We start from the raw sequence: 19,686 nt of genomic DNA, 5'->3' as shown, positions 1-19,686 counted from the left end.
TGGAGGCCGTTGGCCGGCCTGCTGGGCGCCATGGGCCTGCTGCACCTCGTCGCGCCGAAGCCGTTCGCGGCGATCGTGCCGCGGCAGCTGGGCGAGCCGCTGCCGTGGGTCTACGGCTCGGGCGTGGCCGAGATCGCCTGTGCCGCAGGGCTGCTGAGCCGGCGCACCCGGCCGCTCGCGGCGCTCGCGTCGGCCGGGTTGTTCGTCGGCGTCTTCCCCGGCAACGTGCAGATGGCGGTGACGGCGGTGCGCTCCGAGCGGGCCAGCACGGCCTACCGCGCGGGCACGCTCGCGCGGCTGCCGCTGCAGGTGCCGCTCGTGCTGTGGGCGCTCGGCGTGCGCCGCCGCGCGGGAGGCCGTCCATGACCGCACGGACGTCGGCGCGCCGGGTCGCGCAGGCCTCGGGGGCGGCCGCGGTGCTGGCCGGCGTCGCGGTGGCAGGTGCGGGTGCCGTGGCCACGTACTTCACGCGCAAGGTCGTCACGCCCGACCACGTCAAGCCCGACGACGTCCGGGTGGTCGACGTCGACCTGCAGGCCACGCCGCCGACCGTCACCCTGCTGCGCACGGACGAGACCGAGGTCGAGGGCCGCTACGGCCTGTGGTGGGACGAGCGCCGCGGCCACGCCCGGCTCGGCGAGGTGCTGCACCTCGACGACGACCTCGTCGTGCGCCGCCTGGAGGCGGTCGACAGCGGCACGCTGCAGGCCGGTCCGGCGCGGTGGAACCAGTACTACTACGCCGGCCCGCCGAGCCAGAGCCTCGGCCTCGCGCACCACGACGTGGCCGTCGACACCGACCTCGGCCCGATGCCGGCCTGGTACGTGCCGCCGCCGGAGCCGGTGCCGGGTGCGGCCGCCGCGACAGGGCCGCTCGCCGACGGGCGCACCTGGGCGGTGCTCGTGCACGGCCGCGGGGCGACGCGCGAGGAGTGCCTGCGCGCGGTGCCGCCGCTGCACGCCATGGGACTGCCGGTGCTGGTGCCCTCGTACCGCAACGACCTCGACGCCCCCGGCGACCCGAGCGGGCGCTACCACCTCGGCGACAGCGAGTGGCGCGACGTCGAGGCCGCGGTGCTGTGGGCCGTGGGGCACGGGGCCGAGCAGGTCGTGCTGGTCGGCTGGTCCATGGGCGGTGCGGTGGTGCTGCAGGCCGCGACGCGGTCGTGGATCGCCGACCGGGTGCTGGCCGTCGTGCTGGACGCACCGGTCGTCGACTGGCACGCCGTCCTCGACCACCAGTCGCGCGTCAACCGGGTGCCGACGCGGGTCGCCCGGATCGGCCACACGCTGCTGCGCCACCCGTGGGGACGTCGGCTGGTCGGCCTCGAGCACCCGCTCGACCTGCGCCGGCTGGACTGGGTGAGCCGCGCGGCCGAGCTGCGGCTGCCGATCCTGCTGATCCACAGCGACGCCGACGAGTTCGTCCCCAACGGCCCCTCGCTCGCGCTCGGGCGGGCCCGGCCGGACCTCGTCCGGGTCGAGCCGTGGCGCGCCGGGCGGCACACCAAGGAGTGGAACACCGATCCCGAGCGGTGGGACCGCGTGGTGACGCGCTTCGTGCGCGAGCAGCTGGCTCGGCAGCCGGGAGAGCCGGTCAGGCCCGCGTCCACCGGGTGAGCAGGGGGCCGTCCGACACCAGCGCGTGCGCCAGCCGCATCCGCTCGTGCACCGGTGCGCCGCGGCCGATCCGCGGGCCGTCACCGCCGACGAGCAGCGGCGCCACGGTCAGGCACAGCTCGTCGAGCACCCCGGCGCGCACCAGGTCGTTCATCAGCTGCGGGCCGCCCTCGGCGAGCACCCGGCGACGACCCGAGCCCGCCAGCCGCTCGACCACGTGGGCGAGGTCGACGCTGCCGCGACCGGCGAGCAGGAGCCGCTCGTCGCCGAGCCGCTCGCGCAGCTGCCCCAGCCGGGCCGGGTCGGCGTCCTGGGTCGAGACGACCAGCAGCTCGCCGGCGCCGTCCGCCGGCTCGAGCAGCGCCTCGGGGACGTCCAGCGACCGGGTCACCACGGCCAGCGCGGGGTGGTCGGCCAGGCCGAGCGCGGTGCGCAGCGCGACCCAGCGGTCCGGCGTCCGGACCCGTCCGTAGCCCTCGTCGCGCGCCGTGCCGGCCCCGACCAGCACCACGTCGCTCAATGCACGCAGCAGGTCGAACACCCGGTGGTCGGCCGGGTCGTTGATGCTGCCCGAACGCCCGTCGTCGCCGGTGGCCGAGCCGTCGAGCGTCGCGACGAAGTTGGCGCGCACCACCGCGCCCTCGGGGTCGCCCGCACCGCCGAGCCCACCCGGACCGCCCAGCCCGGACGACGGCGGGTAGGCGTAGAGGTCGGCCAGCTCGTCGTCGGCCAGGTCGTCGAGGTGCTGCACGGCGCCGAGTCTGGCATCCCCGTCGCCGAGGTGCGGCTAGGGTCGACGCCGTGCCGCGCCGCCTCGTCGACCGAGACCCACGTCCCGACCGGCAGCGGCTGCTCGACGAGCTCGTCCCGCCCCCGCGGTTCGACGACGTGCGGTTCGAGACCTACCGGCCCGACCCGGCCGAGCCGTCGCAGGCGGCCGCGGTCGCCACCCTGCGGGCGTTCGCCGAGGGGGTCGGGCAGCCGGCCCGCCGCGGGTTGCTGCGGCGCCGGTCCGAGCCGACCGGCCCGACCGGTGTCTACCTGGACGGCGGCTTCGGCGTCGGCAAGACCCACCTGCTGGCCTCGCTGTGGCACGCGGTGCCGGGGCCCAAGGCCTACGGCACCTTCGTCGGCTTCACCCACCTGGTCGGCGCCCTGGGGTTCGCCGAGGCGGTCGAGGCGCTGTCGACCCGCACGCTGGTGTGCATCGACGAGTTCGAGCTCGACGACCCCGGCGACACGGTGCTCATGTCGACCCTGCTCGGACGGTTGGCCGCGGCCGGCGTGCGGCTGGCGGCGACGTCCAACACGCTGCCCGACGCGCTGGGGGAGGGGCGGTTCGCGGCCGACGACTTCCTGCGCGAGATCCAGGCGCTGTCGGCGCACTTCGAGGTGGTGCGGGTCGACGGCGAGGACTACCGCCACCGCGGGCTGCCCGAGGCGCCGCCGCCGTGGCCGGACGACGCCGCGCGGGCCTGGGCCGAGCGCACGGCGTCGGCGACGTGCGACGACCTCGACCAGCTGAGCGCCCACCTGGCGGCCGTGCACCCCAGCCGCTACGGCGCGCTCGTCGACGACGTCGAGGGCGTGGCGCTGACCGGCGTGCACCCTGTGGCCGACCAGAACGTCGCGCTGCGGCTCGTCGTCCTGGCCGACCGGCTCTACGACCGCGACGTGCCGGTCGTCGTCAGCGGCGAGCCGCTCGACGCGCTGTTCCCGCCGGAGCTGCTCGAGGGCGGGTACCGCAAGAAGTACCTGCGCTCGCTGTCGCGGCTGACGGCGCTCGCGCGCTCGGCCGGTGACTACCGGACGTCGACGTAGTCGTCCGCGCCGTACGCGTTGATGTAGGTGCTCGAGCGCGTGAACCAGACCGCGGTCCAGTAGCCGTCGCTGCGCGCCCTGCCGTTGAAGCGGAACGACCCGGACGAGGTCGTACGGGTCGAGCCCTGGTAGCTGTAGCGGTTGCTGCCCTTGGCGCGGAAGAAGACCTGCACCTCCTGCCCGCTGCCCAGGTGCACCCAGGTGGTCCCGCCCGACAGTCGCTGGACCGTGCCCCGCACCACCACGGCCGCGCCCTTGCGCACCGGCTCGGGGGTGGCATCCAGGTGCACGACGCGGGTGTCGACCCGGTGGACGTGCAGCACCTTGCTGTACACGGGGCGCAAGGTCGCGTTGCCGCGGAAGCTCAGGCGCAGGTAGCCGGAGGGGTGCTCGAGGAACGCCTGCTCGTCGAAGGACCCTGCCCTGGACCACTTGTCCGTCAGCAGGTACCCGAGGCTGTGCCACCCGGTCTTGCCGTTCGACGACTGCTCCAGGTACAGACGCTGGGTCGAGATGGCGGTGCGGTCGTTCTCGCCCGGTCCCAGGTTGGTCAGCCGCCCCGCGATCCGGATCGTCGAGTTGGCACCGACGTCGCGCGTGGCGAGCGTGATCGACGTCCGGTCGCGCACCGGCAGCAGCGCGTACACGGCCACCGCCTGGTACGCGGGGGTGTTCGTGGCGCCGACGGGCTGCAGGAGCACGCTGCCGTCGCCGGAGCGCAGCGCGACCATCGTCTCCACCCGCTCACGACCGCGGTTGGGAACGAGCAGCGAGAACCGGCCTTCAGCGTCCGTCGCGGCGAGGAGCTGCTGGTCGTCCCAGGTCGTGACCCGGATCTGCGGACCGCTCGTCGGGATCCACGCGCTCCCGGTCCAGCGCTGCAGCTGACCGCTGACCGGTGCCTTGGCCGGGTAGTCGACGGGCGAGTGCTGGTCGAGCACGATGCGCGCCGTGGATCGCCTCACGAGCGGGAAGTAGTACTCCAGCAGCTCCGCGTCGGGCATGTCGACATCCGGGTCGGTCGTCGGCATCCAGTAGAGGTGGAACGAGGCGTTGCCGGTCCTGCCGACGTCCTCGGTCGCCAGGTCGAGCGACAGCGCGTATCGCCCGTCGCCCCCGGTCACGGTCGACGGCGTCGGGTCGGCAGCGCCGCTGCGCCAGAGCTCGACGCGCTCGCCGACGGCTGGAGCCGTGGCTCCCGTCCGGGGGTCGCGCACGAGCAACCGGCCCGATGCCGAGGCCGTGTGGTCGTCGAACGTGACGGCCGCCGGTGCCGTGAGCTGGTGCTCGTCGACGACGGGCTGCTCGAGGTAGCGCAGGGTGAAGCTCGTGGTGGCGGGCATGCCACCCGCGTCGACGGGCGTGGCCACCACGGTGGTGGGGAACCGCCCGAGCGAGGCGAGCTGCACCGGTGCGCTCTGCCAGGTCTGCGACGTTCCCTGCCGCTCCAGCACGACCGGCTCGTCGCCGTCCGGCGTCGTGATCGTCGCGGTCACCGAGGCCACCTCGACACCGGCGGTGAGCGTCGCGACCAGCAGCTCGGGGTGGCCAGGGGCCGAGGTGGCCGACGTGAAGATCGGCGCCGCCGCGGACGCTTGAGCCGGGCTGGCCAGCACCGCGGCAGCGGCGGCCGCGGCAGCGAGCAGCGCGATCGGACGACGACGCACGAGGACCTCCCCCTGGGGGCGCCACGCACCGGCGCCGGCACACGGTAGCCCGCCACCCGACGTCCGCGCGGACTAATCGTGCGAACCGACCCCGGTCGGCCGAGGGCGGGTCAGGCGGCGACGCGGACGACGGCCGCGCCGTGCGGGCCGACCTCGACGGCTGCGTCGTGCAGCGTGGTGGCCGCGGGGTCCCAGGCGAGCAGGACGTCGATCGGCTCGGCGTCGAGCGCGACCGTCTGGGGGTGCTCGGCGAGGTTCGCGACGACCCGCAGGTCGCCGCGCCGGACGACCAGCCAACCGGCCGCCTCGTCGAGGTCGACCTCGACGTCCTGGAGGCGCCCGTCGGTGAGGCGAGACACCTTGCGCCGCAACGAGATCAGCGCGTGGTACCAATCGAGCATGCGGACGTGGTCACCGTGCCGGCGCTCGTCCCAGCGCAGCACGGAGCGGTCGCGGGTCGCGGGGTCCTGCGGGTCGGGAACGGCCTCGGCGGCCCAGCCGTGCGAGGCGAACTCGGCCCGGCGTCCGTCGCGCACGGCCGCCGCCAGCTCGGGCGCCTCGAAGTCGGTGAAGTACTGCCAGGGCGTCGACGCCGCCCACTCCTCGCCCATGAAGACCATCGGCGTGAAGGCGGACGTCATCACGAGCGCCGCGCCGATCGCCTGCTGACCGGGCGTGAGCAGCGCACCGATCCGGTCGCCGAGCGCGCGGTTGCCCACTTGGTCGTGCGTCTGCAGGTAGCCGAGGAAGCGCCGTCCGTCGTACCGCGCGGGGTCGACCGGACGCCCCCAGTCGCTGCCGCGGAAGCTCGACCACGAGCCGTCGTGGCGGAACACCCGGGTCAAGGTCTGGCGCAGCACCGGCAGCGAGCCGAAGTCGCCGTAGTAGCCCTGCTGCTCGCCGGTCAGCGCGGCGTGCAGCGCGTGGTGCAGGTCGTCGCTCCACTGGGCGTCCATGCCCAGCCCGCCGTCGTCGGACGTCGGCTCCACCGTCCGGGGGTCGTTCAGGTCGGACTCCGCGACCAGCGCGAGCGGGCGCTCCAGCGCGTGGGCGAGCATCCGCGTCTCGTCCGACAGCTGCGCGAGGACGTGCGTGGGGGAGTCGTCGCGCAGCTCGTGCACGGCGTCCAGGCGCAGCGCGTCGACGTGGAAGTCGCGGAACCAGCGCAGCGCGTTGTCGACGACCCAGCGCCGCACCGCGGTGCGGCCCTCGCCGTCGAGGTTGAGCCCCTGGCCCCACGGCGTCGGGTGGTCGTCGGTGAAGTACGGCCCGAACCGCGACAGGTAGTTCCCGCTCGGACCCAGGTGGTTGTAGACGACGTCGAGGCAGACGCCGAGCCCACGCCGGTGGCACGCGTCGACGAAGCGCTGTAACGCTTCTGGGCCGCCGTACGGCTCGTGCACCGCGTAGGGGTGCACCCCGTCGTAGCCCCAGCCCCAGCGGCCCTCGAACGCGGCGACGGGCATCAGCTCGACGACGTCCACGCCGAGCTCGACGAGGTGGTCGAGCCGGTCCGTGGCGGCGTCGAGCGTGCCCTGGTCGGTGAAGGTGCCGACGTGCAGCTCGTAGACCACGCCGCCGAGCACCCCGTGACCGCCGCGCGGACCGCGCCACCCCTCGTCGCGCCAGGCGTAGCGCTCCGGGTCGAAGACGCGGCTCGCGCCGTGGACGCCCTCGGGCTGCCACGCGCTGCGCGGGTCGGGGGTCAGCGGGCCGCCGTCGACGCAGAACCCGTAGCGCGTGCCGTGCTCGGCCCAGGGGCCGTCGTCCCGCCACCAGCCGCCCTCGCTGCGCACCATCGCCGTGGTCGTCGGGTCGTCGTCGGGGCCGGTCACGAGGTCGACCTGCCGGGCGCCGGGTGCCCAGACGGCGAAGCGGTGCATGGCGTCGAGCCTGTCACAGCGGGCCGTCCCTGGCCCAACCAGGGCGGCGCTGCCATGATCGGCCGATGGCCCGTGGCAAGAAGGTCGAACCCCCGTCCAAGGCGGTCAAGCAGGCCGCGAAGCTGCGCGCGCGGCTGACCGACGCCGAGCGCGCCGTCGAGGAGGAGATCCAGCGCACCGACCCCCGCGTCGACGAGCTGCTGCGCGTGGGCGAGGGCTTCCAGCTCTCGGACGTCGACCCGCGGGGCACGCCCGGTTTCGCCGGAGACAAACGGGCCGGGAAGGCCGCGCTGGCGGCTGGCGTCGAACGGCTCTCGCAGCTGCAGGAGCGGCTGTTCGCCGAGAGCAAGGGCGGGGGCACGCGCTCGCTGCTGCTCGTCGTCCAGGGCATGGACACGTCCGGCAAGGGCGGCATCATGCGGCACGTCGTGGGCGCGGTCGACCCCCAGGGCATCCGGCACACGGCCTTCAAGGCTCCGACGGAGGAGGAGCGCGAGAAGGGCTTCCTCTGGCGGATCCGCAACGCGCTGCCGCACGCCGGCGAGATCGGCGTCTTCGACCGCTCGCACTACGAGGACGTGCTGGTCGTGCGGGTGCACGAGCTGGTGCCCGAGGCGATCTGGTCGCAGCGCTACCAGATCATCGACGACTTCGAGGCCGAGCTGGTCGAGAAGGGCACGACGGTCGTGAAGGTCATGCTGCACGTCTCCCCGGAGGAGCAGAAGGAGCGGTTGGCCGAGCGGCTGGCCCGCCCCGACAAGTACTGGAAGTACAACCCCGGGGACGTCGACGAGCGGCAGCACTGGCCGGCGTACCAGGAGGCCTACCAGGTGGCGCTGACCCGGTGCTCGTCCGACGTGGCGCCGTGGTTCGTCGTCCCGGCGGACCGCAAGTGGTACGCGCGGTGGGCCGTGCAGCAGCTGCTGCTCGAGCACCTGGAGCGGCTCGACCCGCAGTGGCCGCCGGCCGACTTCGACGTCGCGACCGAGCAGGCCCGCCTCGCCGCCACCTGACCGCTCGTCCCCACTTGTGAAGGGTTTCCAACCCTTCAAGGCCCTCTGAGGCGTTGCAAACCCTTCACAAGTCGCGTCACCAGCGGAGGGGTCGTCGCGGGTCGGCGAACCACAGCGGCCGCAGACCGCCGGCTGGCCGGACGTCGATCGCCGCCGCCAGCTCGGCCAGGACCTTCTCTCGCAAGGCGTGGCGGGACAGGGAGTGCCGGTCGAACCGGAGCACCGGTACCCCCGCCACCACCGACAGCCGGTTCTCGCGACGCAGGTCGCGGACGTGCTGCTCTTCGTGCTCGTGGTGCTGCCCGTCGTACTCGGCAACCGCCCAGCGCCGACCTTCGAGGAGCAGGTCGGGCACGGCCAGCAGCTCTTCCCCGCGGTACATCGGCACGTTGACGTACGGCTCGGGAAGGCCGCCGAGGACCGCGACCATCCTCAGCCGCGTCTCGCCCGGCGAGCGCGCGTGACGGGTGGCGTGCTCCAGCCGACGGCGCACCAGCTCGACACCCGGCCAGCGACGATGGCCGTCCACGTAGCCGTACACGTGTGGCAGGTCGACGAGCCCACGTCCTGCGAAGGCATCAGCCGCCACCACCGCCTCGACCAGGCACGCGCGGCGCATGATGTCGAAGAGCGTCCGCTGCGGCGACGTGCAGAGCAGACCGTTCCTCTCGACGACGTCCGCGGCCCCGATGACCAGACGGTGGGACCTCGCGGCTGGCCCCCGAGGTCGGTGCTCCTCCCGCAGGACCGCCCAATCGAGGGGGAGCGGCCGGCCATGTGCGGGTCGCCAGGCACCCAAGGCCCACGCCGCCAGCAAGCCCGTCGCGACGGCGTGGTCGGGCAGCGCGAGCCGCAGGGCCGAGACGCGCACATGGTCGTCGACGACGAGCGTGCGGTGGCAGTGCACACCTCGGGTCAGCGAGTGCCAGGCGGCGCCTTGCAGCATGCGCTGGGTGACGCCGTGTCGGCGCGCCTCGGCCACCGTGAACGGGCCCATCAGCAGCGCAGCCGGGGCGTCGGGACTCCTGGGCATCCGCCCACTCTGGTGCGAGTCGTCGTCCGATCGCTGCCGTCGTCCACAGGTTCGAGCACTTGTGAAGGGTTCCCAACCCCTCAGCCGTGCTCCAAGGGTTGGAAACCCTTCACAAGTGGGGGAGCTAGGGGCGGGTGAGGAGGGCGACGGGGAGCTGGCCCAGCAGCGCGCCCAGCGGCACGGCGCCGCCCTCGACCTCGACACCCGTTAGCACGTCGCGCCAGCGCCCTTCCGGCAGCGACACCGTGTGCTCGCCCCAGCCGCCGTACGCCTCCAGCGAGGTCGCCAGCCGCGTCGCCACCGCCACCAGGGCCACGCCGTCCGCGTCACCGCGCCCGATCGCCACCGCGTTCCCCGTCGTGGTGGCCACCGGCTGGTACGTCGACCCCGGTCCGACGAACCAGTCCGGCTGCGACCGCCGCAGCCGCAGCGCGCGCGACACCACGAGCAGCTTCTCGTCGTCCAGGTCCGCCGGCACCGACCCGGCGTCGAGCCGCGCCAGCCGAGCCGACCGCGCCGCGTAGTCGACCGGACGACGGTTGTCGGGGTCGACAAGCGAGAGGTCGACCAGCTCGGTGCCCTGGTAGACGTCCGGCACGCCCGGCGCCACGAGCTGGACCAGCTTCTGCCCCAGCAGCCCGGCCCGCACGGCGTCGCGCGTCGACGCGTCCCACGTCGCCAGCTCCTCGAGCACCGCGGGGTCGGCCAGCACGCCGTCGACGAACCGTCGCAGCCCTCCCTCGTAGACGTCGTCCGGCGCCGTCCAGCTGGTGTGCAGCTTGGCCTCGCGCACGGCCTTCTCGAGGTAGCCGTGCAGCCGCGCCGGCCCGATCGCCCCGGACGACGACCACGTGCCGACCAGCGTCTGCCACACGAGGTACTCGGTGGCCGGGTCCAGCGCCGGGTCGCGGTACGGCGTGGCGGCCTCGACCAGCCGCCGCACCAGGGCCGCCCAGTCCGCCGGCCGCTCCGAGAGCACCGCGAGCCGGGCCCGCACGTCCTCCGAGCGCTTGGTGTCGTGCGTCGACAGCGTCGTCATGGTCGAGGGCCAGCTCTCGTGCAGCCGTGCGAGGAACGCGTGCAGCTCCTCCGGCGCGACGCCCACGTGCGCGGGGTCGCCGCCGACCTCGTTGAGCCCGGCCAGCCGGAACCACCGGTAGAACGCGGTGTCCTCGATGCCCTTGGCCATCACCGGCCCGCAGGTCTGCTGGAACCGCACCACCAGCTCGCCGCGCCGCGGGTCGTGCCCCACGGGGTCCGGCCCGAGGCCCAGCACCAGGTCGCGCACCAGGTCGAGCGTGTCGTGCTCGTGCTCGGGCAGGTGAGCGCGGGCCCGGTCGGCCGCGGCGTGCACCACGGCCACCGACTCCGGCGGCGCCGGCTCGCCGCGCACGACGTAGGCGCGGTAGCGGTCCATCGCCACCAGCAGCTCGGTGACCGCGTCCTGCAGCGCCCGCCGGGTGTGGTCGCGCATCCGGACGTCGTCGTGGCAGATGCCGGCCAGCAGGTCGACGAGCCGGTGCACCTCGGCGTACTGCCCCTGCGCGACGACCTCACGCTTCGCGGTGTCGACGACGGCCCCGAGCGTCTCGGAGTCGCCGGTCAGCTCGGTCAGCAGCGCCTGGAGGGGAGCGGCGCCGGCCGGGTCGACGAACAGCCCGCCGACGCGCCACAGCGTGTCGTAGCCGGTGGTGCCGGCGCAGCGCCAGTCCGCCGGGAGCTGCTCGGCGCCCTCGAGGATCTTCTCGACGACGACCCACGCGTCGTCCGTCGCGTCGGCCAGGCGTGCCAGGTACCCGGCGGGGTCGGCCAGGCCGTCGGGGTGGTCGATGCGCAGCCCGTCGAGCGCTCCCGACCGCACCAGGTCGAGCAGCAGCCGGTGGGTGGCCTCGAAGACCTCGGGCCGCTCGACCCGCACGGCGGCGAGGGTGTCGACGTCGAAGAACCGCCGGTAGTTGAGCTCCTCGTCGGCGACGCGCCAGTGCGCCAGCCGGTACCACTGCCGGTCGACGAGCTGGTCGAGCGGCAGCTCGGCCGTCCCGGGGCGCAGCGGGAACTCGTGGTCGTAGTAGCGCAGCACGCGCTCGTCGCGACCCGGCCCGCCGCCGTCCTGCAGCGTCAGCTCGCCGGCCTCGAGCACCTGGCCGATGCGCGCACCGAGCACCGGCATGAGCACCGCGCGGTCGGGCACGGTCCAGTCGACGTCGAACCAGGTCGCGAACGGCGACCCCGGTCCGTCGCGCAGCACCGACCACAGCTGGGTGTTGAGCGACGCCGGCACGGGCACGGCCATGTGGTTCGGGACGACGTCCGCCACCGCCCCCAGCCCGGCCTCGCGCAGCGCCGCCGACAGCCGGTCGAAGGCCGGCTGCCCTCCCGCCTCGTCGTTCAGCCGCGCGTGGTCGACGACGTCGTAGCCGTGCTGCGAACCCGGCGCCGGCTGCAGCACCGGCGACAGGTAGGCGTGCGAGACCCCGAGGTCGGCGAGGTAGGAGGCCTGCTCGGCTGCGTCGTCGAAGCCGAACGCCCCGTGCACCTGCAGGCGGTAGGTGGACGTCGGCACCACCCGCTCGCCGGCCGGCGGCGCGGGCGACGGGCCGGCGTCCTCGGTCACGACGACGCCGGGCGCGGGCACCGCAGGACGACGACGCTGCGCGGCGCCACGGGCAGCTCGCTCAGCGGCTCCAGCCCCGGCGCCGCCGGCTCGCCCGTCGCGTCGGGCGGCTCGGGGCGCTTGGCCGGGTCGGCGGTGTCGAGCTCGACCGACCACGCCGGGCCGTAGCCCTCGGGCGGCAGCGTGAAGTCGATCGGCTCGCTGTGCGCGTTGATGACCAGCAGGAACGAGTCGTCGACGATCGGGGTCCCGCGCCGGTCGGGCTCGGGGATGGCCGCGCCGTTGAGGAAGACCATCAGCGACTTCGCGTACCCGTTGCGCCAGCTCTCGTCGTCCATGTGCTGGCCGGTCGGCGTGAACCAGGCGATGTCGCCCAGCTCGCTCTCGCCGCCGTGGTCGGCGCTGCCGGCGAAGAAGCGGCGACGGCGGAAGACCGGGTGCTCGGTGCGCAGCCGCACCAGCCTTCGGGTGAACTCGAGCAGCTCGCGCTGGTCGTCGTCGAGGTCCCAGCTGACCCAGGCGGTGTCGTTGTCCTGGCAGTACACGTTGTTGTTGCCGCGCTGCGTGCGCCCGAGCTCGTCGCCGTGCGCCACCATCGGCACGCCCTGCGACAGCAGCAGCGTCGTCAGCAGGTTGCGCTGCTGCCGCAACCGCAGCGCGGAGATCTCGGGGTCGTCGGTCGGGCCCTCGACCCCGCAGTTCCACGAGCGGTTGTGGCTCTCGCCGTCGTTGTTGCCCTCGCCGTTCGCCTCGTTGTGCTTCTCGTTGTACGACACCAGGTCTCGCAACGTGAAGCCGTCGTGCGCCGTGACGAAGTTGATCGAGGCGATGGGCTTGCGGCCCGAGTGCTCGTAGAGGTCGCTCGACCCCGTGAGCCGCGAGGCGAACTCGCCCAGGGTGGAGGTCTCGCCCCGCCAGAAGTCGCGCACGGTGTCGCGGAACTTGCCGTTCCACTCGGTCCACAGCGGCGGGAAGTTGCCGACCTGGTAGCCGCCGTCGCCGACGTCCCACGGCTCGGCGATGAGCTTGACCTGGCTGACCACGGGGTCCTGCTGCACCAGGTCGAAGAAGGCCGAGAGCCGGTCGACCTCGTGGAACTGCCGGGCCAGCGAGGACGCGAGGTCGAAGCGGAAGCCGTCGACGTGCATCTCGGTGACCCAGTAGCGCAACGAGTCCATGATCAGCTGCAGCACGTGGGGGTGCCGCATCAGCAGGCTGTTGCCGGTGCCGGTGGTGTCGTAGTAGTGCGCGAGGTCCTTGTCGACCAGCCGGTAGTAGGCCGCGTTGTCGATGCCGCGGAACGCCAGCGTCGGGCCCATCTGGTTGCCCTCGGCCGTGTGGTTGTAGACGACGTCCAGGATCACCTCGATGTCGGCCTCGTGCAGCGCCTTGACCATCGCCTTGAACTCGGTGACCTGCTGGCCGCGCGTGCCGTACGCCGCGTACGCGTTGTGCGGCGCGAGGAACCCGATCGTGTTGTAGCCCCAGTAGTTCGACAGGCCCTGGGTGATCAGGTGCGAGTCCTGCACGTACTGGTGCACCGGCATCAGCTCGAGCGCCGTGACGCCCAGCGAGGTCAGGTGCTCGACCGTCGCCGGGTGGGCGATGCCCGCGTACGTGCCGCGGATGTCCTCGGGGATGTCCGGGTGCAGCTCGGTGAGGCCCTTGACGTGCGCCTCGTAGATCACGCTCTCGTGGTACTCGTGGCCGGGAGCGCGGTCCTGGCCCCAGTCGAAGAACGGGTTCACGACGACCGAGAGCATGGTGTGGCCGAGGCTGTCGGTGTCGTTGATCGGCGCCGAGCCGTTCGCGTCGGCGTCGGCGAACCGGTAGGAGAAGAGCGACTCGTCGCCGTCGACCTGGCCGTCGATCGCCTTGGCGTACGGGTCGAGCAGCAGCTTGGCGGGGTTGCAGCGTCGTCCGGACTTCGGGTCGTACGGTCCGTGCACGCGGTACCCGTACCGCTGGCCGGGCTGGATGCCGGGCACGAAGACGTGCCAGACGAAGCCGTCGTTCTCGTTGACCTCGACGCGCGTCTCGGCGCCCGCGTCGTCGACGAGGCACAGCTCGACGCGCTCGGCGACCTCGGAGAACAGCGCGAAGTTCACGCCGGTCCCGTCGAAGGTCGCACCGAGCGGGTAGGGCTTGCCGGGCCAAGTTCGCATGAGGCTCTTCCGTCGCGGAGCGGGGACGACCGCGTCGTCGCCAGGACTGGCCGGCCCGCGCCCTGGCGCGAGCCGACGACCGATTGTGCCCTACGGGGCGACCCGCGACAGGACGGCGTCCACGTCCACGCCGCCGGGCAGCGCGCCGAACGTCCGGCCGCCCTCGCCCAGCACCCGCGTGCGCACGAACGCGTCGGCCACGGCGGCGGGGGAGTGCCGCAGCAGCAGCGAGCCCTGCAGGGCGGTGGCGAGCCGCTCGACCACCCACCGCGCTCCCGCGACCTGCTCGTCCCCGGGCGTGGCGACCAGCTCCTGCTCCAGCTGCTGCACCGCCCGGTCGAAGGCCGCGTCGGCCCCGTCGGCGGCGTGGATCTCGGCCAGCACCGCCTCGACGGACGCCGGTTCGCGCCCGAGCGCTCGCAGCACGTCGAGGGCGTTGACGTTGCCCGACCCCTCCCAGATCGAGTTCAGCGGCGCCTCGCGGTACAGCCGGGCCAGGCCGTTCTCCTCCACGTACCCGTTGCCGCCCAGGCACTCCAGCGCCTCGACGACCATGGGCGACGTCCGTTTGCACACCCAGAACTTGCCCAGCGCCACCGCGAGCCGGCCGAACGCCGTGTCGCCCTCGTCGACCGCGGCGGCCAGCCGCAGCCCCAGCACGGTGGCGGCCTCGGACTCCAGCGCCAGGTCGGCCAGCACCGAGCGCATCAGCGGCTGGTCGACGAGCGACGCGCCGAATGCCCGCCGGTGCCGCGCGTGGTGGTGCGCGCGGGACAGCGCCTGGCGCATCGTCGCGGCCGAGCCGAGCACGCAGTCCAGCCGCGTCGCAGCCACCATCGCCAGGATCGTCCGCACGCCGGCGCCTTCGTCGCCGAGCCGCACGCCCCAGGTGCCGTCCAGCTCGACCTCGGCCGAGGCGTTGCTGCGGTTGCCGAGCTTGTCCTTGAGCCGCTGGATCGCCCACGCGTTGCGGGTGCCGTCGTCCAGCACGCGCGGGACGACGAAGCACGTCAGCCCGCCCGGGGCCTGCGCCAGCACGAGGAAGACGTCGCTCATCGGAGCCGAGCAGAACCACTTGTGCCCGGTCAGCCGGTAGGTGTCGCCGCCCTCGAGCGGGCCGCCCGGCGTCGCCACCGCCTGGGTCGTGTTCGCCCGGACGTCGCTGCCGCCCTGCTTCTCGGTCATGCCCATGCCCGCCACCGAACCGGCCTTGCCGGACGCCGGACGCAGCCCGGGCTCGTAGGCCCGTGAGGTCAGCCGCGGCTCCCAGACCGCGGCGACGGCCGGGTCGGAACGGACCGCCGGCACCGACGCGTACGTCATCGACACCGGGCAGCCGTGCCCCGCCTCGACCTGCGACCAGACCAGGAAGCCCGCCGCCCGGGCCACGTGCGCGCCCGTGCGCGCTGCCGCCGTCCACGGTGCTCCGGCCAGGCCGTACGAGAGGGCGGTGGTCATCAGCTCGTGCCAGGCGGGGTGGAACTCGACCTCGTCGACCCGGACGCCGCGCGGGTCGTGGGTGCGCATCTGCGGCTCGACGGTGTTGGCCAGCTCGCCGAGGTGCTGCGCGTGGGCCGTGCCGGCGAGCCGCCCCAGCTCGTGCAGGTCGTCGAGCGCGTGGCTCGCGCCGTGGCGGCGGACGGCCTCGACCAGCGCCACGTCGTCGCCGAAGACGTCGTGGCCCACGTGCGGCGGCACCTGGTTGGTGACCTCGTGCGTCCTGCCCTCAGCCGTCATGGCGCCACGGTAGGCCGTGTCGGCGCTCGTCGTCCGAGCAGCACGGCTACCGTGGAGCGGGTGAGCAGTGGGACGTCCGGCGCCCCCGGGGTGCTGGCGCGCCTCGGGGCCCTGCGCCGATCCCGCTTCCTGCTGGCCCTGTGGGCGCTGACGCGCGAGACGGTCTCGGTCTGCCTGCGCTACCGCGTCACCGGCCTGGCGTCCGAGGCCGGCTTCTTCGCCCTGCTCTCGCTGCCGCCCCTCGTGCTGGGGCTGGTCGGCGGCGTCGGCTACCTCGGCAACGCGCTCGGCCCCGACACCGTCGACCGGGTCAGCGACCAGATCCAGGAGTTCGCGCAGCGCATCTTCACGGCCGAGACGGTGTCGAGCCAGATCGCCCCGACCATCACCGACGTGCTGGGCCGCGGCCGCCTCGACATCATCTCCATCGCCTTCGTGCTGTCGCTGTGGTCGGGCTCGCGCGTGCTGAACGTCTTCATCGACACCATCTCGATCATGTACGGCCAGGGCGGCGAGCGGGGCATCGTGCGCACCCGCGCCCTGTCGTTCACCCTCTACACGGCCGCGGTCGTGCTGGGCGCGCTCGTGCTCCCGCTGGTGCTGCTGGGCCCGTCGCTGCTCGACGACATGCTGCCGCCGCGGGTCGACTTCCTGCTCGCGCTGTACTGGCCGGTCGTCTCGATCATCACGGTGGGCGGCCTGGCGTCGCTCTACCACGTGGCCACCCCGCGTCGGGACTCGTGGCGCCGCGACGTGCCCGGCGGCGTGCTGACGCTCGTGATCTGGGTGCTCGCCTCGTTCGTGGTCCGCAAGGTGATCGGCGCCTCGGTCGGCGGCACCTCGATCTACGGCCCGCTCGCGGCCACGATCGTCGTCCTGATCTGGCTGTACTTCCTCGCGATCGCGGTGCTGATCGGCGCCGCGCTCAACGCGGCCAGCCGCGAGCTGTGGCCGATCAAGGGCCGCTCGCGCTCGCCGCTGGCCCGCCTCGAGCGGCGCCGTCGTCCGCTCACGCCCGTGCGCGAGCGCGACGACTCGATGGTCGGCTCCGCGGCGCTGCTGGACGCCAACCGCGAGGAGCTCGCGGACGAGATCCGGGTCAGCGCGCCGCACCCCGACGAGCAGCCGGGCGACCCGGAGCGCGCGGTCACCGGGCAGGACCCCGGCCCGGTCACGCCGAAAACCAGGTGACGGCGGGCGGACGGCGCGCCTAGCCTCGTGCTCGTCGGTCCGACCGGGCCGGCAGCGGTCGACGACCAGGAGGTGTGACCCGGATGCGTGTCCACCGACCCTCGACCCTCGTCCCGAGCCACCTCGGGGCGCCCTCGGCCCGGCGCCGCTGACCGTCCTTCGAAGGACGACGGCGCGGGCCCGCCCGGAAGGCCCCACGGATGTCTGCTGACCCCCTGTCGCCGCGCCCGCACCTCGCGGCCGCCGACCTGCTCCTCTCCCTCGGCTTCGACGACGCGTGGCGCGCGGCGTTCGACGCCGCCCCGACCGTCTCGGTGGGGACGCCGCCCTTCCCCGCGCGCGTCACCCGCACCGACCGCGGCGCCTGCGACGTGCTCGCGGCGTCCGGCACCGTGCGCGCCACCTGGGGCGCGGACGTCGTCGCCGCCGTCGCCGGCGACCCCCAGGCCGTGCCCAGCACCGGCGACTGGGTGCGCGTGCAGGCCTGGCCGGACGGCAACCACACCGTCGAGGCCGTGCTGCCGCGCCGTACGAGCGTCGTCCGCGCGCAGGTGAGCGGGAACTCCTCGGGCCAGGTGCTGGCCGCCAACGTCGACGCCGTGGCCGTGGTCGAGGCGCTCTACCCCGACCCCGACCTCGGCCGGATCGAGCGCTTCATGGCCCTCGCCTGGGAGAGCGGGGCGCAGCCGCGGCTCGTGCTCACCAAGGGCGACCTCGGCACCGACGCCCACGAGCTCGCCGCCGAGATCGGCGAGCAGGTGGCCGTCGGCTGCCCGGTCGACGTCACGGTCGCGCAGCGCGGCGAGGGGCTCGACGACCTGCGCGAGCTGCTCGACGGCGGCGCCACGATCGCGCTGCTCGGCGCCTCCGGCGTCGGCAAGTCCACGCTGCTCAACGCGCTGCTGGGCCGCGAGGTCATGCGCACCCAGGAGCTCGGCGCGGTGCAGAAGGGCCGGCACACCACCGTCACCCGCGAGCTGCACCTCGGCCCGGACGGCGGGGCCGTCATCGACACCCCCGGCCTGCGCAGCGTCGGGCTGCAGGGCACCGAGGGGCTCGCGGAGGTCTTCTCGGACGTCGACGAGCTGGCTCGGCACTGCCGGTTCTCGGACTGCGCCCACGACAGCGAGCCGGGGTGCGCCGTCCAGGCGGCGATCGAGTCCGGCGAGCTCGCCGAGCGCCGGCTGGCCAGCTGGCACAAGCTCCAGCGCGAGGCCGCCTACCAGGCCCGGCGGGTCGACGCGCGGCTGCGCCAGGCCGAGCTCGCGGTGTGGAAGCAGCGCACGATGGAGTACCGCCGGGCGTCCAAGGAGACGCGTCGACCGCGCTGAAGGAGCCGGTTGGACTCCCGCGTCGGGCATCAGATACTGTTTCTTGCGCGCCGGGCGAGCAGCCCGGAGCACGCGGACGTGGCTCAGTTGGTAGAGCATCACCTTGCCAAGGTGAGGGTCGCGGGTTCGAATCCCGTCGTCCGCTCGGAGGCTCAGTAGCTCAGCAGTGCTCGGTCTCGACGCCTCACGGGAGATCCCGCTGAGACCCGGTGGAGTGGCCGAGAGGCGAGGCAACGGCCTGCAAAGCCGTGTACACGGGTTCGAATCCCGTCTCCACCTCGGGCGATTGGCGCAGTGGTAGCGCGCTTCCTTGACACGGAAGAGGTCACTGGTTCGAACCCAGTATCGCCCACCAGCTCGACCCCAGGCCCGGTCCGGACCTGGGGTCTTGTCGTCTCCGGGGCCAGGTTGCTCAGCCGTTCGCCGAGCCCAGCCCCACCCCGACCCGCACCTTGGTCTCCAGCACGCGCAGCGCGGCCGAGTCCACCTGCTGCCGGAAGGCCGGGCTGGTCCTCGCCAGCTGGTAGACCGCGTCGTACATGGCGGGCAGGGTCGCCGGGTCGACCGTGAGCACCATGTCGCCACCGGCGCGCACGAAGCTGATGGCGCGACCGCCCGGCGTCCAGCTGGCGACCTGCACCGCGTGCCCCAGGTCGTCGCTGATGACGACACCGCGGAAGCCCAGGTCGCCGCGCAGCATGCCGGTGACGACCGTGCGCGAGAAGGCGGCCGGACGGTCGGGGTCGATCCGGCTGTAGACCGCGCTCGACGTCATGACGAACGGGACGCCGGCCGCGACCGCGTCGGCGAAGGGCCCGACGTACGCGTCGTGGCGGGTCGTCGTCCGGTCGGTGACGCCCGCGTGCGTGTCGGTGTTGGCGGTGACCCGGCCCAGGCCCGGGAAGTGCTTGACGGTGGCGGCGACGTGCGCGTCGCGCAGGCCCTGGGCGAACGCGCCGCCGCGGGTGCTGACGCGCGCCGTCGTGTACCCGAACTCGCGCTGGTAGTAGCCGATCGGCGCGTTCTTCGGCGCGAAGGCCGCGCTCGGCACGGTGTCGAGCACGGGGGCGAGGTCGGTGTTGACGCCGGCTGCCCGCAGCTGGCGGCCCCAGGTCTCGGCCTTCGCGCGCACGGTCGAGGGCCACCACCCGCCCTGGTGCAGCGCGCTCGGGATCGTCGAGAAGCCCGGGCCGCTGAGCACCTGGACCTTCCCGCCCTCCTGGTCGGTGGCGACGAACAGCGGCACCCCGTGGGTCGCGGACGACGTGGCGCGGGCCTTGAGCGAGGTGGTCAGGCGCTTCGTCGCCGCGGTGCCGGCGGACGAGCGGCCGGTGAGCATCACGTTGCCGACGTGGTACTTCGTGATCTGGGCGGCCGTGGTGCCGACCGGGCCGGTGGCCGGGGCTCCGACCATGAAGAGCTGCCCGACCCGCTGCGCCAGCGTCATGCGGGCCAGCACCGTCTGGGCGCTCGAGGTGGTCGCCGCGGCGGGGACGACGTCCGGCCGGGTCGTCGGGGTGCCGACGAGCGTGGCGGCCCCGACGACGGCGACCGCCGCGACGGTCGAGGCTGCGGAGCGGACGACGAGCGGCGGGGTACGCGTCATGCCACC

General features: G+C 73.9%; 14 protein-coding genes and 3 tRNA genes. 9 read left to right on the top strand and 8 right to left on the bottom strand.

Annotated features, from left to right (window positions below; translation table 11 throughout):
- The first annotated feature begins 30 nt into the window (after positions 1–30).
- Positions 31–366: a DoxX family protein gene (locus tag ACYVJ4_RS02015; RefSeq protein WP_460458455.1), complete on the top strand. Its 336-nt coding sequence runs from the start codon at positions 31–33 to the stop codon at positions 364–366.
- The gene (locus ACYVJ4_RS02010) at positions 363–1,619 is read left to right on the top strand and encodes an alpha/beta hydrolase (RefSeq protein ID WP_460458435.1); all 1,257 of its coding nucleotides are present in this window, start codon (positions 363–365) and stop codon (positions 1,617–1,619) included. Before ACYVJ4_RS02015 ends, ACYVJ4_RS02010 begins: the two co-directional genes overlap by 4 nt.
- Here the strand turns inward: ACYVJ4_RS02010 and ACYVJ4_RS02005 are convergent.
- Positions 1,597–2,370 carry a dihydrofolate reductase family protein gene (locus tag ACYVJ4_RS02005; RefSeq protein WP_460458434.1) on the bottom strand — a complete coding sequence of 258 codons (774 nt, stop codon included), beginning with the start codon at positions 2,368–2,370 and terminating at the stop codon, positions 1,597–1,599. The two genes, ACYVJ4_RS02010 and ACYVJ4_RS02005, sit on opposite strands and share 23 nt — an antisense overlap.
- A gap of 50 nt (positions 2,371–2,420) precedes the next feature.
- Between ACYVJ4_RS02005 and zapE the strand changes: the two genes are divergently transcribed.
- Positions 2,421–3,440 (top strand): cell division protein ZapE, encoded by a 1,020-nt coding sequence (gene zapE, locus ACYVJ4_RS02000; protein WP_460458433.1) that lies wholly within the window; start codon positions 2,421–2,423, stop codon positions 3,438–3,440.
- On the opposite strand, the gene ACYVJ4_RS01995 is transcribed toward zapE, so the two are convergent.
- Both ACYVJ4_RS01995 and treZ read right to left on the bottom strand, forming a co-directional pair.
- A complete protein-coding gene (locus tag ACYVJ4_RS01995; RefSeq protein ID WP_460458432.1) occupies positions 3,422–5,107 on the bottom strand; it encodes a hypothetical protein in 1,686 nt (561 codons plus the stop codon). The two genes, zapE and ACYVJ4_RS01995, sit on opposite strands and share 19 nt — an antisense overlap.
- 110 nt (positions 5,108–5,217) lie before the next feature.
- On the bottom strand, positions 5,218–6,990 hold the full coding sequence (gene treZ / locus ACYVJ4_RS01990; protein WP_460458431.1) for a malto-oligosyltrehalose trehalohydrolase: 1,773 nt from the start codon (positions 6,988–6,990) through the stop codon (positions 5,218–5,220).
- A 65-nt stretch (positions 6,991–7,055) separates the two neighbouring features.
- Between treZ and ACYVJ4_RS01985 the strand changes: the two genes are divergently transcribed.
- The gene (locus ACYVJ4_RS01985) at positions 7,056–8,003 is read left to right on the top strand and encodes a polyphosphate kinase 2 family protein (RefSeq protein WP_460458430.1); all 948 of its coding nucleotides are present in this window, start codon (positions 7,056–7,058) and stop codon (positions 8,001–8,003) included.
- 76 nt (positions 8,004–8,079) lie between these two features.
- On the opposite strand, the gene ACYVJ4_RS01980 is transcribed toward ACYVJ4_RS01985, so the two are convergent.
- From ACYVJ4_RS01980 to ACYVJ4_RS01965, 4 genes are all read right to left on the bottom strand, one after another.
- Complete coding sequence (locus tag ACYVJ4_RS01980; protein WP_460458429.1) at positions 8,080–9,036, bottom strand: hypothetical protein; 957 nt, start codon at positions 9,034–9,036, stop codon at positions 8,080–8,082.
- Between the two features lie 124 nt (positions 9,037–9,160).
- On the bottom strand, positions 9,161–11,671 hold the full coding sequence (gene treY / locus ACYVJ4_RS01975) for a malto-oligosyltrehalose synthase (protein ID WP_460458428.1): 2,511 nt from the start codon (positions 11,669–11,671) through the stop codon (positions 9,161–9,163).
- Complete coding sequence (glgX, locus tag ACYVJ4_RS01970) at positions 11,647–13,815, bottom strand: glycogen debranching protein GlgX (protein ID WP_460458427.1); 2,169 nt, start codon at positions 13,813–13,815, stop codon at positions 11,647–11,649. Before glgX ends, treY begins: the two co-directional genes overlap by 25 nt.
- A gap of 90 nt (positions 13,816–13,905) precedes the next feature.
- Positions 13,906–15,552, bottom strand: a complete 1,647-nt coding sequence (locus tag ACYVJ4_RS01965) for an acyl-CoA dehydrogenase family protein (RefSeq protein WP_460458426.1) — start codon at positions 15,550–15,552, stop codon at positions 13,906–13,908.
- Between the two features lie 60 nt (positions 15,553–15,612).
- Here ACYVJ4_RS01965 and ACYVJ4_RS01960 point away from each other — a divergent pair, with 60 nt between their 5' ends.
- The 5 genes from ACYVJ4_RS01960 (at position 15,613) to ACYVJ4_RS01940 (ending at position 18,429) form a co-directional block, all read left to right on the top strand.
- Positions 15,613–16,743, top strand: a complete 1,131-nt coding sequence (locus ACYVJ4_RS01960; RefSeq protein ID WP_460458425.1) for a YihY/virulence factor BrkB family protein — start codon at positions 15,613–15,615, stop codon at positions 16,741–16,743.
- Positions 16,744–16,943: 200 nt separating this feature from the next.
- Positions 16,944–18,074: a ribosome small subunit-dependent GTPase A gene (rsgA, locus tag ACYVJ4_RS01955; protein WP_460458424.1), complete on the top strand. Its 1,131-nt coding sequence runs from the start codon at positions 16,944–16,946 to the stop codon at positions 18,072–18,074.
- 72 nt (positions 18,075–18,146) lie between these two features.
- Positions 18,147–18,219, top strand: a tRNA-Gly gene (locus tag ACYVJ4_RS01950).
- A 63-nt stretch (positions 18,220–18,282) separates the two neighbouring features.
- Positions 18,283–18,353: transfer RNA gene (locus ACYVJ4_RS01945), tRNA-Cys, on the top strand.
- 1 nt (position 18,354) lies between these two features.
- A tRNA-Val gene (locus ACYVJ4_RS01940) sits at positions 18,355–18,429 on the top strand.
- Positions 18,430–18,486: 57 nt separating this feature from the next.
- Here ACYVJ4_RS01940 and ACYVJ4_RS01935 read toward each other — a convergent pair.
- On the bottom strand, positions 18,487–19,680 hold the full coding sequence (locus ACYVJ4_RS01935; protein ID WP_460458423.1) for a glycoside hydrolase family 3 N-terminal domain-containing protein: 1,194 nt from the start codon (positions 19,678–19,680) through the stop codon (positions 18,487–18,489).
- Positions 19,681–19,686: the final 6 nt, after the last annotated feature.

Source organism: Angustibacter peucedani (genome assembly GCF_054779595.1).
Note: the sequence above shows the minus strand (reverse complement) of the source record. Positions and strands in the feature narration are given on the sequence as shown.

Excerpts from the sequence above, each read along its gene's own strand:
- rsgA (WP_460458424.1), top strand. The coding sequence starts at position 16,944 with ATGTCTGCTGACCCCCTGTCGCCGCGCCCGCACCTCGCGGCCGCCGAC.
- glgX (WP_460458427.1), bottom strand. The coding sequence starts at position 13,815 with ATGCGAACTTGGCCCGGCAAGCCCTACCCGCTCGGTGCGACCTTCGAC.
- ACYVJ4_RS01985 (WP_460458430.1), top strand. The coding sequence starts at position 7,056 with ATGGCCCGTGGCAAGAAGGTCGAACCCCCGTCCAAGGCGGTCAAGCAG.
- ACYVJ4_RS01965 (WP_460458426.1), bottom strand. The coding sequence starts at position 15,552 with ATGACGGCTGAGGGCAGGACGCACGAGGTCACCAACCAGGTGCCGCCG.
- ACYVJ4_RS01935 (WP_460458423.1), bottom strand. The coding sequence starts at position 19,680 with ATGACGCGTACCCCGCCGCTCGTCGTCCGCTCCGCAGCCTCGACCGTC.
- treZ (WP_460458431.1), bottom strand. The coding sequence starts at position 6,990 with ATGCACCGCTTCGCCGTCTGGGCACCCGGCGCCCGGCAGGTCGACCTC.
- ACYVJ4_RS01980 (WP_460458429.1), bottom strand. The coding sequence starts at position 9,036 with ATGCCCAGGAGTCCCGACGCCCCGGCTGCGCTGCTGATGGGCCCGTTC.
- ACYVJ4_RS02010 (WP_460458435.1), top strand. The coding sequence starts at position 363 with ATGACCGCACGGACGTCGGCGCGCCGGGTCGCGCAGGCCTCGGGGGCG.
- ACYVJ4_RS02015 (WP_460458455.1), top strand. The coding sequence starts at position 31 with ATGGGCCTGCTGCACCTCGTCGCGCCGAAGCCGTTCGCGGCGATCGTG.